At 58.3% G+C, this 13,250-nt stretch carries 12 protein-coding genes; 11 read left to right on the plus strand and 1 reads right to left on the minus strand.

The window, feature by feature from the left end; translation table 11 throughout:
* The 10 genes from PA598K_RS39085 to PA598K_RS27485 all read left to right on the plus strand — a co-directional run.
* The coding region (locus tag PA598K_RS39085) for a M24 family metallopeptidase (protein ID WP_376739083.1) at positions 1–178 on the plus strand (178 nt) is incomplete at its 5' end.
* Between the two features lie 107 nt (positions 179–285).
* Positions 286–669, plus strand: coding sequence for an ATPase (locus PA598K_RS27445; protein ID WP_128659997.1), 384 nt, complete (start codon positions 286–288; stop codon positions 667–669).
* A gap of 179 nt (positions 670–848) precedes the next feature.
* Positions 849–2,753 carry an AraC family transcriptional regulator gene (locus tag PA598K_RS27450; protein ID WP_128659998.1) on the plus strand — a complete coding sequence of 635 codons (1,905 nt, stop codon included), beginning with the start codon at positions 849–851 and terminating at the stop codon, positions 2,751–2,753.
* Positions 2,754–2,919: 166 nt separating this feature from the next.
* On the plus strand, positions 2,920–3,207 hold the full coding sequence (gene gatC / locus PA598K_RS27455) for an Asp-tRNA(Asn)/Glu-tRNA(Gln) amidotransferase subunit GatC (protein WP_128659999.1): 288 nt from the start codon (positions 2,920–2,922) through the stop codon (positions 3,205–3,207).
* A gap of 46 nt (positions 3,208–3,253) precedes the next feature.
* Positions 3,254–4,696: an Asp-tRNA(Asn)/Glu-tRNA(Gln) amidotransferase subunit GatA gene (gatA, locus tag PA598K_RS27460; protein WP_128660009.1), complete on the plus strand. Its 1,443-nt coding sequence runs from the start codon at positions 3,254–3,256 to the stop codon at positions 4,694–4,696.
* 57 nt (positions 4,697–4,753) lie between these two features.
* The gene (gatB, locus tag PA598K_RS27465; protein WP_128660000.1) at positions 4,754–6,196 is read left to right on the plus strand and encodes an Asp-tRNA(Asn)/Glu-tRNA(Gln) amidotransferase subunit GatB; all 1,443 of its coding nucleotides are present in this window, start codon (positions 4,754–4,756) and stop codon (positions 6,194–6,196) included.
* 219 nt (positions 6,197–6,415) lie between these two features.
* Complete coding sequence (locus PA598K_RS27470; RefSeq protein WP_128660001.1) at positions 6,416–7,126, plus strand: MgtC/SapB family protein; 711 nt, start codon at positions 6,416–6,418, stop codon at positions 7,124–7,126.
* Positions 7,126–8,955 carry a DUF4097 family beta strand repeat-containing protein gene (locus tag PA598K_RS27475; protein ID WP_128660002.1) on the plus strand — a complete coding sequence of 610 codons (1,830 nt, stop codon included), beginning with the start codon at positions 7,126–7,128 and terminating at the stop codon, positions 8,953–8,955. Before PA598K_RS27470 ends, PA598K_RS27475 begins: the two co-directional genes overlap by 1 nt.
* 80 nt (positions 8,956–9,035) lie before the next feature.
* Positions 9,036–9,470, plus strand: a complete 435-nt coding sequence (gene perR, locus PA598K_RS27480) for a peroxide-responsive transcriptional repressor PerR (RefSeq protein ID WP_128660003.1) — start codon at positions 9,036–9,038, stop codon at positions 9,468–9,470.
* A 151-nt stretch (positions 9,471–9,621) separates the two neighbouring features.
* Positions 9,622–11,349, plus strand: a complete 1,728-nt coding sequence (locus PA598K_RS27485; protein ID WP_128660004.1) for a glycosyl hydrolase family 18 protein — start codon at positions 9,622–9,624, stop codon at positions 11,347–11,349.
* 119 nt (positions 11,350–11,468) lie between these two features.
* Here PA598K_RS27485 and PA598K_RS27490 read toward each other — a convergent pair whose 3' ends face one another.
* Positions 11,469–11,813, minus strand: coding sequence for a DUF2614 family zinc ribbon-containing protein (locus PA598K_RS27490; RefSeq protein ID WP_128660005.1), 345 nt, complete (start codon positions 11,811–11,813; stop codon positions 11,469–11,471).
* A 207-nt stretch (positions 11,814–12,020) separates the two neighbouring features.
* On the opposite strand from PA598K_RS27490, the gene PA598K_RS27495 reads away from it, so the two are divergent.
* Entirely contained in the window at positions 12,021–12,914 is an 894-nt protein-coding gene (locus PA598K_RS27495; RefSeq protein WP_128660006.1) for a nucleotidyltransferase-like protein, read from the plus strand.
* Positions 12,915–13,250: the final 336 nt, after the last annotated feature.

Consider the following 13,250-nt stretch of genomic DNA (forward strand, 5'->3'; position numbering starts at 1 on the left):
GGTGCTCGCTGCCGGCTTCGACGAGCCGCTGCTGGCGGGGACCGTTGTCGCCGTGGAGCCGAAGTTTACCTTTCCGGGACGCGGCGTCGTCGGCATCGAGAATTGCTACCTCGTTACAGAGGAGGGGGCGCGTCCGCTCACCCGATCGCCGGAGCGTTTGATTCGAATCGAGCCTTAAGACGCTTTTCCCTGATTTGCGAGCGGCTCCGATTGGACACGTCTAACTTTTTTTAGTAGGATAGTGTTATAGTTTCTGAGCTGCTAGAGTTAGGGGGCAATCATGCGATGTGGAAGCTAGGGCAACGCGTCATCGTCATATCGGATCAGTTCGAACAACATCTCCCGGTTGGGGAGTATGGGTATATAATTGCGTATGACCGCAACCAGGACAATGCCTTCGACTACGTCGTCCGCATCCCGAAGGCGAACAAGAACTTCTTCGTGCCGGCTTCGGATCTGGAGCTGGAGGAAGTGCTGCTGCAGCTAGAGGCGGATCGCATCGAGCGCGAGGCGCTGATCGACTATGCGCTTGCGACGCGCAACGAGGAGCTGTTCAACTGGATTATGAACGGCGACAACGAGGTGGAGGATGAGGAGCAGGAGACGCCTCAGGAGGGCCGCTCCCGCGAAGACTTTATCCGACAAATTAATCTGAAGGCGTGGATCTAGCATCTGCCGCCTTCCGAGGAGCTTCCCTGCGAAGGGCAATTAGATTGCCCTTCGCAGGGAAGCCTTTTTGAAATGCTAAGCATTTGCTTGATCCGGGACAACAGCGAATCGGAAGATCGAGTCTGTAATTGTAGACATTGTGTGGAGGGCAGTCTGGAATCGGATGTGGAGGAGAAATTATGGACTGGGAAGCGCTCGCTGGCAGCTGGAGCAACGCGACTGTCAGGCTGACACATATACACAAGCGTCAGGGAGACGAGCCGCTGCCGGTGCGGAGCGAGACGGACGGCGGATTTTTTGTCCTTACGACTGGCGAGGCATCTGAGCTGGTCATCTCGGATACCGTCCACCACATCCGCGGCGTTTACCTGTTGCACGGCGGCCCGGGGGCCCTGATGTCGGTGCGGTCTGCGAGCAGCGACTTTAGGTGGACGGTGCTCAGCTATCGGGCGCTGGCTTCCTCGCCGACCGATCTGGAGCGTTTGGCGCAGACATACAGCTATACGCCGCATGCCGCATTGCCGCTTCAGGATAAGTGCCAGACGGTGACGAGCTTGTGGCAGGGCGGCGATGCGCTCAGCAGATTGGAGGCGCAGGCAGCCTTTTTGTCCTTCGTCGGCGAGGCGCTGCGTCAGGGACAGACGGTCGCCGAGCATGATAGTCGCCCCGACCCGCTGTCCGAGGCGGTACGCTATATTCAGCGGCACTATGCCGAGCCGATTACGGTAGAGACGCTGACCGGCGTCTGCGGCTGCAGCGCCAGCTACCTATCCCGCCTGTTCAGACAGCAGCTGGGCTTTGGTCCGATCGACTATCTGATCGATGTGCGCATCCATAAGGCCAAGCAGCAGCTGTTGCGCTCGGAGGCTCGGCTCCATGAGATCGCCGCCAGCGTCGGCTATGCCGATGCCTATTATTTCAGCCGCCTGTTCAAAAAGCATACCGGCTGCTCGCCCATGCAATACCGGAGCGAGCAACGCAAGGCGGTTCAGAATAATCCATTGCTGTCGTTCGGATTGTCCATTGAATCTGTCCATGCCCTTTCCCATAATGAGAATGAGATTTATTATCAGTGGACAGAGGAAGGGGAAACATCAATGTTGGGTTGGAAAAAACCGCGAATCGCCGCGATGCTGCTGCTCTGTACGACGCTGCTGCTCAGCGCATGTCAGGGAGGAAGCAATACCGGGGGCGCGGCAAACGGCGCGGCAAATGGGGGCGCATCCTCCTCGGAGAGCGAGATAGAGAGCGGAGTTGCTGCAACAAGAACGTACAAGCATTTGAAGGGTGAGTCCGAAATTCCTGTCAAGCCTGAGCGGGTGGTCAGTCTGTTCCATCTGGGGCAGCTGATGGCGCTTGACGTCAGACCGGTCGGGGCGACTACCTATGTCCTGGATAACCCGCTGCTCGGCGATCTGAGCGATATTATGGACGTTGGGGTTCCACCATCAGCGGAGAAGATTTTGGCGCTTGACCCCGACTTGATCATCACGACAGTGCCATTCATGGAGATCGTCGAAGGTGGATACGAGGCGCTCAGTCAGATCGCGCCGACCGTCGTCGTGGAGCAGCTCAATGATCCGTTCCTGGATGTAGAGATGTTCGGCGAGCTGCTCGGTAAGCAAGACGAAGCCAAGGCGTGGAAGACGGCGTTCGAAGCGAAGATCGCTTCCTACAAGGAACGACTGGCTCCGCTCGTCGGCCCGGACGAAACGTTCTCGATCCTCAATGTGCGTGCCAAAGAAATCTTCATCTATGGCGATGGCAATATGGGAGGCAATATCATCTATAAGCTGCTGGGCTTCAAGCCGCCTCAGAAGGTCAAGGATGAGGTCATCAACGGAGAGACGTGGCAAATCTCACGGGAAGTCATCCCCGACTTTATCGGTGATCACTTGCTGCTGGCCGTCAATGAAGGGGCGGAGGAAGAGATGAAGGAGGTCGAAAAGCTGATCCAGCATACATCGGCCTGGAAGAGCGGCAAGGTGTACGAGATTGATTTTGACACCTTCCTCCCCGGCGATCCGATCGCCATCGAGAAGCAGCTGGATATTATCGCCGATCTGCTGACGGAGAAGAAATAATAGAAGGAATTAGGAAATGAGACCAAGCGCCTCGAATCGATCGATTCGGGGTGTTTTTCTTTCTGCGCCCCCCAGCTGCGCTTGGATTCGACGTTGAGTTGGAGCATCCTCTGGGCTATAATAGGAAGAATGAGCAGGTGTGAATCTGGGGAAGGAGGCTGAGAAGATGAGCATTACCCATCAGGATGTCGAGCATGTGGCCAAGCTGGCCCGACTGGAGCTGTCGGCCGAGGAGACGGCGACGTTCACCGAGCAGCTGAGCGCCATTTTGAAATATGCCGAAAAGCTGGGCGAGCTGGATACGACCGACGTCGAGCCGACCACGCATGTGTTGCCGATTACGAATGTGATGCGGGCTGACGAGGTTCGCGAATCGACAGGCACAGAGCTGGCGATGAAGAATGCGCCGGACGAAGAGGACGGTCATTTCCGCGTGCCTGCTGTACTGGAATAGAAGGATAGAGATGAAGGGAGGAGCTTGAGTGGCTTCGATTTTTGATATGCGGCTGCAGGATGTACATAACAAGCTGCGCAGCAAGGAGCTGTCGGTCGCCGAACTGGTGGACGCGGCATATGAGCGGATCGGCGGTACCGAGTCCCAGGTCAAGGCGTTTATCACGCTGGCCGAGGATGCGGCTCGCACCGAAGCGGCCAGACTGGATGGACAGATCGCCGAGGGCGGCGAGCTGGGCCTGCTATTCGGTCTGCCCGCAGGCATCAAGGACAACATCGTCACAGAGGGGCTGCGCACGACATGCGCCAGCCAATTCCTGGACAACTTCAACCCGATCTACGATGCGACGGTGACCAAGAAGCTGAAGCAAGCCCAATCGGTCACGATCGGCAAGCTGAACATGGACGAATTCGCCATGGGCGGCTCCAATGAAAACTCCAGCTACCATGCGACCCGCAATCCATGGAATACCGAGCGCGTGCCGGGCGGCTCCAGCGGCGGCTCCGCAGCTTCCGTAGCGGCTGGGCAAGTATACTTTTCGCTCGGCTCGGATACCGGCGGCTCGATCCGCCAGCCAGCCTCATACTGCGGCGTTGTCGGCCTGAAGCCGACCTACGGACTCGTCTCCCGCTTCGGGCTGGTGGCCTTCGCCTCGTCGCTCGACCAGATCGGACCGATCACCAAGAACGTCGAAGACGCAGCCTACGTGCTGCAAGCGATCGCCGGCTACGACCCGATGGACTCGACCTCGGCCGATGTGTCGATCCCGGATTATGTGAGCGCCCTGAGCGGCGATGTCAAAGGTCTGCGGATCGGCGTGCCTAAGGAATATCTCGGGGCAGGTATCGACAGCGGCGTCAAGGAAGCGGTGTTGGCGGCGCTTAAGGTGTATGAGGATCTCGGCGCGACGTGGGAGGAGATTTCGCTGCCGCATACCGAATATGCGGTCGCGACGTATTATCTGCTCGCCTCGTCGGAGGCGTCCTCCAACCTGGCCCGCTTCGACGGCGTCCGCTACGGCGTGCGCGCCGACAATCCGGACAATCTGATCGACCTGTACCGCAAGTCGCGCAGCCAGGGCTTCGGCCCCGAGGTGAAGCGGCGGATCATGCTCGGCACGTACGCGCTCAGCTCCGGCTATTACGATGCGTATTATCTGAAGGCGCAGCAGGTGCGCACCTTGATCAAGCGCGACTTCGACCAGGCGTTCGAGCGCTTCGACCTGATCATGGGGCCGACGGCGCCGACGACGGCGTTCCGCATCGGCGAGCAGGTCGGCGACCCGCTGACGATGTACCTCAACGACATCTGCACGATTCCGGTCAGCCTGGCCGGCGTTCCAGCGATTAGCGTCCCTTGCGGCCTCTCGGACGGTCTGCCGGTCGGTCTGCAGATCATCGGCCGCGCCTTCGACGAGGCGACAGTGCTGCGGGCAGCCCATGCCTACGAACAGAACACCGGACACCATGCCTTGCGTCCGCAGCTGTAACCGATCGTATGCACGCTGCAGAGCTACGGAATCCATCAAGCAGGAGGAACGAGAATAATGTCTGAGACATCCAAATATGAAACGGTAGTCGGACTTGAGGTGCACGTCGAGCTCCATACGAAGAGCAAGATCTTCTGCGGCTGCTCCACCTCCTTCGGCGCGCCGCCCAACAGCCATACGTGCCCGATCTGCCTCGGCCATCCCGGCGTGCTGCCGGTGTTGAACCGACAGGCGGTAGAGTATGCGATGAAGGCGGCGATGGCGCTCAACTGCGAGATTGCCTCGGAGAGCAAGTTCGACCGCAAAAACTATTTTTATCCCGATTCGCCCAAGGCGTACCAGATCTCGCAATACGACAAGCCGATCGGCGAGCGAGGCTGGATCGACATCGAGGTGAACGGCGAGACCAAGCGGATCGGCATCACCCGTCTCCATCTCGAGGAGGACGCGGGCAAGCTGACGCATGTCGACGGCGGTTATGCGTCGCTGGTCGACCTGAACCGCGTCGGCACGCCGCTCGTCGAGATCGTCTCCGAGCCGGATATCCGGACGCCGGAGGAGGCCAAGGCCTATCTCGAGAAGTTGAAGGCGATCATGCTGTATTGCGACGTGTCCGACGTCAAGATGGAGGAGGGCTCGCTGCGCTGCGACGCTAACATCAGCCTCCGGCCATACGGACAGGAGAAGTTCGGCACGCGCGCCGAGCTGAAAAATATGAACTCCTTCCGCGGCGTCCAACGCGGACTGGAGTATGAGCAGTGGCGTCAGGCCGAGGTGCTGGACAGCGGCGGCGAGGTCGTCCAGGAGACGCGTCGTTGGGACGAGGCGCAGGGCAAGACGCTCTCTATGCGAGGCAAGGAAGAGGCGCATGACTACCGGTATTTCCCGGACCCGGACCTCGTGCTGATGCGGATCGACGAGGACTGGAAGGCGCGGGTACGCGCATCGATTCCCGAGCTGCCGGACGCTCGCAAGGCAAGATACCAGGCCGACTACGGACTGTCCTCCTATGACGCCGATGTGATCACAGCTTCCAAGAAGCTGGCGGATTTCTTCGAGGAGAGCTTGCAATATACGAAGGACGCCAAGGCCGTGGCCAACTGGATCATGGGCGACCTGCTCGGTTATCTCAATACGAACAATCTCGATCTTGCGGACGTCAAGATTACCGGTCAAGGTCTGGGCGAGATGATCGGCCTGATGGAAAAGGGGACGATCAGCGGCAAGATCGCCAAGACTGTCTTCAAGTCGATGCTGGAGTCGGGCAAGCTGCCGCAGCAGATCGTCGAGGAACAGGGGCTGGTCCAGATCAGCGACGAAGGCGCGATTATGGCGATCGTCGACGAGGTCATCGCGGCCAACCCGCAGTCGGTGGAGGATTACAAAGCCGGCAAGGAGAAAGCGATCGGCTTCCTCGTCGGCCAGGTGATGAAGGCTTCGCGAGGCAAGGCGAATCCGGGTCTGGCCAACAAGCTGCTCGTAGAGCGTCTGAACGGCTGATTTTATCTATGTTCAACCCAAGTTTCGGTTACGTCCGGTCTGCTTGGGGTTAATATAAAACCGTCATGCAAGCTTCATGTTGCGCATGGCGGTTTTGTAAATTTCGGCGAATATTTATCAGACTTCTACAGAATCAATTCCGCGCCTCTTCGGCCTTTTGTGGTCAGTCTGATATTATCGATCTATATTATATATATGTAATCAAAGGGGGTGCGCCTGATGGGCTTGGCGGTCGATAGTCCGTGGTACATTAGCGAATATGAAATTTTGGTGCGTTTGCTGGTAGCCGTGCTGCTAGGCGGGCTGATCGGCTTGGAGCGGGAGCAGTCCAACCATGCGGCAGGGCTCAGGACCAATATTCTCGTCTGCCTCGGCTCCTGTCTGCTCATGCTCCTGTCCGTCTACGGCTTCTCCGCATTCGTCAATGAGGGCAATGTCCGGCTCGACCCGGCGCGTCTGGCGGCACAGGTCATCACGGGCATCGGCTTCCTGGGCGCGGGCGTCATCCTGTTCACCGGCAAGACGATCACAGGGCTGACGACAGCGGCGACGCTATGGGTCGTCTCGGCGATCGGCCTGGCGATCGGGGCTGGCTTCGTCTATGCCGCGGTCTTCGCAACTGTGCTGGTGCTGATCACCCTGTGGGCGCTCAATAAGCTGGAGAAGCGGTTCCTGAGCGGCAAAAAGGAACATCTACTGATCATCCGGGCTGCCGAACAAGATGTGATCCTGGAGACGGTGAGCAAGCTGCTGACGGAGAGGAACATTGTCATCCGCAAGGCATCCGTGGTCGATCACGCGGATAAAGAGACGATGATGCCCGATTATATGGTGCGTATGAAGGTGACGCTGCCGGGAGGCGGATCGCAATGGCAGCTGATGGATGAGATCAAACGGCTGGAGGGTGTGCGGGCGGTGAGTATGGAGTAATGGAGACGCGGAACCGTCGGCGACGCCGCAAGCCTGTGCGTTGGCTGGCCGGGCTGCTGGGGAGCCTGGCGCCTGGCGCCGGACATCTGTATCTGGGCTATGTGGCCCAAGGCTTGCTCCTGCTCGCAGCTGTCGTAGCGGATGGGGCGGCGATCGTCTATTATGCCAATGCCGGAGGCGGGCGATATTTGCTGTGGATCGTCTACCTCGGCCTGCTCTTGCCTGCGCTATACGGGTATAGCGTCTACGATGTGCTGCAACTGGCCGACTCCGCAGAGCGGACGGGAGCGCGGCGCGGACGTCTGCTGCGAGTCCGTCAAGCGAGTGCGCTCGTCGTGACCGGCGCGCTCATCCTGCTCCTGCTCCATCCGCCGGCCTGGTTCGCCTCCCTGCTGCGCGAGGCAGGGGACTATGCGCCGGCGGCGCTGCTAGCCTTCCTGGCAGCTTGGCTGCTCCGACTGGCGGCGAGCGGACGTTGGCCCCTCGGCAGAGTCTCGGGGGCGCTGGTGCTGGCGGCTTCGGCGGTCGCGATCGCCCTGGATCAGGCAGTCGGCGACGGCTCGGGCGGTACATTCCTCGCCTACTGGCTCGACTGGTGGCCGATCGTATTCGTGCTGCTTGGTCTGGAGGCGCTCGCTCTCCGCTGGCGTCGCCCGGTCCGGTATCGGCTGGATGGGCTGGCGCTGTTTGCAGCTGTCGTTGCCTCGGCGGCGGCGGTCGGAGTGGCGCATTATGCGGATCTGCCGGCGCGTTGGCTCGACCAATTCGCCGGCGACCCGCGCGAGATCGCTACGTATACCGGCGATGCCGGGTTCGCCCATACGCTCGATCCGATCCGGCTCTCGATGAGCGAGGTCCGCGAGCTGCGGATCGACAATCCGAACGGGTCGGTGACGATCCGCGCGGCGGACTCGGCGGATGCCGAGCTGAGCATCGAGAGCGTCGTCTGGGTCGATCTGCCCGATGAGGACGAGGCACGCGCGATCGCCAAGGCCTCCGCAGTCCAGGTCGGCGGAGAGGGAGAGACGCTGACGATACAGGGCCAAGGGGAGCTGTATGGGCCAGAGTTGGCATGGCGGCCGCGGATCAATCTCACCATCACCCTCCCAGCCGAATACAGTTATGCAGCGGATGGAGCGCCAGAGCTGCCGATCGAAGGCTCAGGGGAGGAACGCGGCGACGCGTCATCCTCGCACGAGGCGGTGGCGGAAGCCCCGCCGCCCTTGATGATCCGGGTGCAGGGCATCTCGGGCAATGTCGATGCGCGGGGGATCGCTGCGACCGAGGGGCTGCGGATCGAGAGCGCCTATGGCGAGATCGAGGTGGAGCGGCTCCTCGGTCCGCTTAGCGTCGATGTGCGCAGCGGAGGCATCATCGCTGCCGATATCGACGGCCGAGCCGAACTGAAGGCGAGCAATGGCCATATCGCTGCTTCCCGGATGCAAGGCGAGGCTCATGTCTCGACGATCAATGGCGACCTCGAGCTGACGGACATCTCCGGTCTGGTCAACGCCGCGACCAAGCACGGGGTCATCCGGATAGACGAAGTCGCAGATACGGTGTCGGCGGATACGTTGAATGGCAGCATTGAGGTGCGCAGCAGTCGGATCGGCGGCGATTGGCAGCTCGACAGCGCGATAGGTGACATCACCGCCGAGCTGCCTGAGGACGGCGATTATCGCGTCCGAGGCTCGGTCACCTTCGGCGAGATTCACTCGGAGCTGCCGCTTATCGTCGATGGCAGATCGGTGCGCGGCGCGGCAGGGAGAGGGCGATATTTGGTGTCTTTGCAAGGCAATAGCAGCATTTACCTCCGCTCTTATCGGTAGCCGCAGACAGGCCTTACATTGACAAAGTGTAAAAGCTCCACGTAGAATAGTTAGTAACTACAATGAAAGGCGGGAGGACGATGGGAACAAGTGTTCAGCAGGCATTGGAGCAATTGAAATTGACCGGCGTCCGGATGACCCCGCAACGACATGCGATTCTGGCTTATTTAATGGATTCGATGACGCATCCGACTGCCGACGAGATCTACAAGTCGCTCTCGCCGAACTTCCCGAGCATGAGCGTGGCAACGATTTATAATAACTTGCGACTGTTTGTTGAGGCTGGACTGGTGCGGGAGCTCACCTACGGGGACGACTCCAGCCGTTTTGATGCCGATCTTACGGATCATTATCATGCCATCTGCAAGTCGTGCGGGAAGATCGTCGACTTTGACTATCCCCCTTTGCTGGAGGTCGAGCGAACCGCGTCGCGCGAGACCGGATTTGTCGTGGAGGGTCACCGCATGGAGATCTACGGCTTGTGCGGGGATTGCTGTAAGACCAGCATTCAATGAGTGAACTTAAAAAGACCGTATAGCGAGTGGCAGCCTGACGGGCGCCGCTCGATTGTACGATCTTTTTTACATTTTGCGGGCATTTGGATAGATTTTCATAGCTTGATAGACCGAGGCGAGCAAGATTCGGCGTAATTTTAGGAGGGATGAAGTGGAGACGGTACGACTCCCGCATGGCGTTCGACGGAAGAGCAGAGGCCGCAGAAGCTTTTTGTTCTTATTCATCTTGGCAATACTTCTCGCAGGCGGGTTTGCCGGCTGGTATTATCTGATCCCTAACTCGGAGCGTATCGTACCGGATTATGATCGGGCGCACCCGATCTTATATGGAGGGCAGGAGCTCCCCTTCGGGGCTCTCGTGGACGATGGAGCGGTCAAGCTGCCGCTCGGCGCCATCGCCGAGGTGCTTGGCTCGTCGGAATCCCTGTACTACGAAGAGGCGACGGGCAGCATCGTGCTGACGACGGTCGATAAGGTCGTACATCTGAAGACCGATGCGTTGACGGCCAGTATGAACCAGGAGCCGTTCGAGCTGGCGTTTGCCGCAGAGGTAGCTGAGGATGAGGTGTATATCCCGATGACCCCGCTGCAAGAGCTTTATGGGGTGCGTGCGCTGGTCCACGAGGAGAGCGGCATCGTCACTCTGTTCGCTCCCGGACAGAGCATCCAGCACGCAGAGACTGTACGCTCAAGCGCGGTCCGTAGCGGACCGACGATTCGCGAGCCAGTGCTGGAGCCGCTCGCCGAGGGCGCCGAGGTCCGGATCTGGGAGGAGGAGGCCGGCTGGTACAAGGTTCAGGGCAACAACGGCTATATCGGCTATGTCCCCAAACGCGATGTGCGACTCACCACGATCGAGACGGTAGCAGAGCCGGAGCGGGCAGAGGGCTTCGTCCCGTGGGAGCATTATGGAGAGCGCATCAATCTGACGTGGGAGGCCGTCTACTCCCGCAATCCCGACACCTCGAAGATCGGTGAGATGCCTGGTGTCAATGTTGTCAGCCCAACCTGGTTTGAACTGGTGGACGGGAGCGGCAAGATCCGCAGCAAGGCGGATTCGCAATATGTGGCTTGGGCGCACAAGCGCGGGTATCATGTGTGGGCGCTGTTCAGCAACAGCTTCGATCCGGACTTGACGACCGAGGCGCTTGGATCGTACGAGAGCCGACTGTCGATGATCAAGCAATTGCTGGCCTATACGCAGATGTATAATTTGCAAGGCATCAACCTCGATTTTGAGAATGTCTACACGAAGGATAAGGAAAACCTGGTTCAGTTTGTACGCGAGCTGACCCCGCTCATGCATGAGCAGGGACAAGTCGTATCCATCGACGTGGTGCCCAAGTCGAACAGCGAGATGTGGTCGCTTTTCCTGGATCGCGAAGCGCTGGCGCGGACGGTCGATTATATGATGCTGATGGCGTATGACGAGCATTGGGGCTCCAGTCCGGTGTCAGGCTCGGTCGCATCGCTGCCTTGGGTGGAGCGCTCCATCGTGCGGCTGTTGGAGGAGGATCACGTGCCTCCGCAGAAGCTAGTGCTGGGTATTCCTCTGTACACCAGAGTGTGGACCGAGCAGACGGGTGCAGACGGCAAAGTCGAAGTTAGCTCACGGGCGATCGGGATGGAGACGGCGGATCAGATCTTGGCCGAGCGGGACTTGACGCCGGTGCTCGATGAGGCTGCGGGGCAGCATTACGTCGAGTATGAGGAGGAAGGCGCGACTAAACGGATCTGGCTGGAGGACGGTAAGTCGGCCAGAGCCCGCGTGCAATTGGTCCGCAAGTACGATCTGGCGGGCATCGCATCCTGGCAGCGAGGCTTCCAGAAGCCTCAGATATGGGAGGCGCTTCACCAGGAGTTGCAGGTACGGCCATAATACATTTCTTCATCTTCATGAAGAAAAGACGCTGCGGAGCTTATGCTCTGCGGCGTCTTTCGTTTACGGGAATCTAACAGTATCTTTTGTCCGGCTTGCCGGTCAAGAAGCAGCGGCGATCAGGATTCGGGCTGCGGCTCGGTCGCCTGCTCCGGATCGAGCGTGAGCATCGTCTTGCAGAACATGCAGCGATCGGTCTTGCCGAGCATTTTGGTTGCTTTATTGCACTCAGGACAAGGCACGATGCGCGCGCTGGTGGACATCATGCCTGCCCAGAAATAGACGGCCACACTGAGGATCATCCCGATCATGCCCAGCACCATGAAGACGGCGGCGAAGATTTTGCCGGTCTCGCCCCACAACACGATGCCCGCTGTACCGAATATCATCAGCCCCATGCCGATCATGGTGAACATCAATCCCCATAGACGAAATTCGTTGATCTTGGCGGACTTAAAAAACATTACGGATCTTCCTTTCTTAAAAAAAGAACTGTAAACAAATAGGCCATCAGCAGGAAACTGGCTTATGCCTGTCGAACAGAACTAAGAGTTACTAGGGAGAACGTATTACTTCATGATGCGGGTCAACAGTGCAGCCATTTCCAGGCTATGCCGAGACTCGACTATATTATAGCTTATCTCAGCCTTTGAAGCTATATGGAGGACATTGTGGAATCGATCAAAGCATTTTACAAGTCACGCTATGCACGACAAAGCGGTCGCATCAGCGTTATGGCGATTACCAACCCTTATGACTATAATCCGCTTATCGATGGTATGGACCTGCTCCTGCTCGTCGTCAGCGATCAGACGGATGCCGACCGCGAGACAGAGCATGTCCGGATGCAGGGCGTACACATTCAGTTGCGTACTGTCCAGCCGGGCAGACTGGAGAGCTGGCTGACGGGCGTGGAGAACCGGAGCATTATACAATGGCTCATGCGGGGTGATATCTTGCTGGATCATGGGGACTATTTGGCGAAGATGAGGCAACGAATCGTCGATTTTCCAGAGACGCTGCGGGAGCAGAAGCGGCTGGTGGAGTTTTCGGCGTTCCTGCGCACCTATCTGCAAGCCAAGCAGGATCTGCATGACGAGAATCTGCTGGACGCGCATAGCAATATCCTGTCGGCGCTTCATCATTGGGCGCATATCGCGCTGATTGACGAAGGCATCCACCCGGAGCTCACCGTGTGGCGGCAGATGCGTAAGTATCATCCAGGCATCTACAAGCTGTATGAGGAACTGACCGTCAGTCCCGAGACGCTGGAGCAGCGAGTCCGCCTGGTGTTATTAGCTTGCGAATTCTCGGTGCTGAGCAATATGAAATCCAGCTGCAACCTGCTGATGAAGGTCATGCATAGCCGTCAGGAGCCATGGAGCATCATGGAGCTGCAGCGCCATCCGGAGCTGCAGGCGCTGCACATCGATCTGGCGCTGGTCGTGCAGAAGCTGGTGCACAGAGGCGTCATCGATGAGGTGGCTATCTTGTCCTATGAGGAAGCGGCAGAGGAGCTGGCTGACTGCATGGAGCTGAAGTACCGACCGGTGGCTGAGGGTTGAAATGGGTAATAAGAGTGTGGCTTTACTATTAGGTAAGGGAGCCTTCAGATCCGAGATTGGGGATGGAGGTTCTTTGTTTTGGGACAGTGCTCAAACAAACCCTGAGGTACGCGATCGATCTCCTGCACATCTGATTGATAATTAAAGCTTGACGTAGGTGGTCAAGCTATGATAAATTAAGTCTCGCCGCTTTTACAGGTTCTTATTTAAATGACAGCTTCAAATGAGAAGCAAAAAGAAATTTAAAAAAAGACTTGCAAAGGGATAGGCAAACGTGATATATTATAAAAGTCGCCGCTGAGACATTGGCGACACGCGAAAGAAACCAAGTGTTCT

The organism is Paenibacillus sp. 598K (assembly GCF_003851045.1).
Lineage (GTDB): Bacteria > Bacillota > Bacilli > Paenibacillales > Paenibacillaceae > Paenibacillus_D.

What these genes read in the sequence shown, in the direction of transcription:
- PA598K_RS27445 (WP_128659997.1), top strand. Translation starts at nt 286, where the DNA reads ATGTGGAAGCTAGGGCAACGCGTCATCGTCATATCGGATCAGTTCGAA.
- PA598K_RS27450 (WP_128659998.1), top strand. Translation starts at nt 849, where the DNA reads ATGGACTGGGAAGCGCTCGCTGGCAGCTGGAGCAACGCGACTGTCAGG.
- gatC (WP_128659999.1), top strand. Translation starts at nt 2,920, where the DNA reads ATGAGCATTACCCATCAGGATGTCGAGCATGTGGCCAAGCTGGCCCGA.
- gatA (WP_128660009.1), top strand. Translation starts at nt 3,254, where the DNA reads ATGCGGCTGCAGGATGTACATAACAAGCTGCGCAGCAAGGAGCTGTCG.
- gatB (WP_128660000.1), top strand. Translation starts at nt 4,754, where the DNA reads ATGTCTGAGACATCCAAATATGAAACGGTAGTCGGACTTGAGGTGCAC.
- PA598K_RS27470 (WP_128660001.1), top strand. Translation starts at nt 6,416, where the DNA reads ATGGGCTTGGCGGTCGATAGTCCGTGGTACATTAGCGAATATGAAATT.
- PA598K_RS27475 (WP_128660002.1), top strand. Translation starts at nt 7,126, where the DNA reads ATGGAGACGCGGAACCGTCGGCGACGCCGCAAGCCTGTGCGTTGGCTG.
- perR (WP_128660003.1), top strand. Translation starts at nt 9,036, where the DNA reads ATGGGAACAAGTGTTCAGCAGGCATTGGAGCAATTGAAATTGACCGGC.
- PA598K_RS27490 (WP_128660005.1), bottom strand. Translation starts at nt 11,813, where the DNA reads ATGTTTTTTAAGTCCGCCAAGATCAACGAATTTCGTCTATGGGGATTG.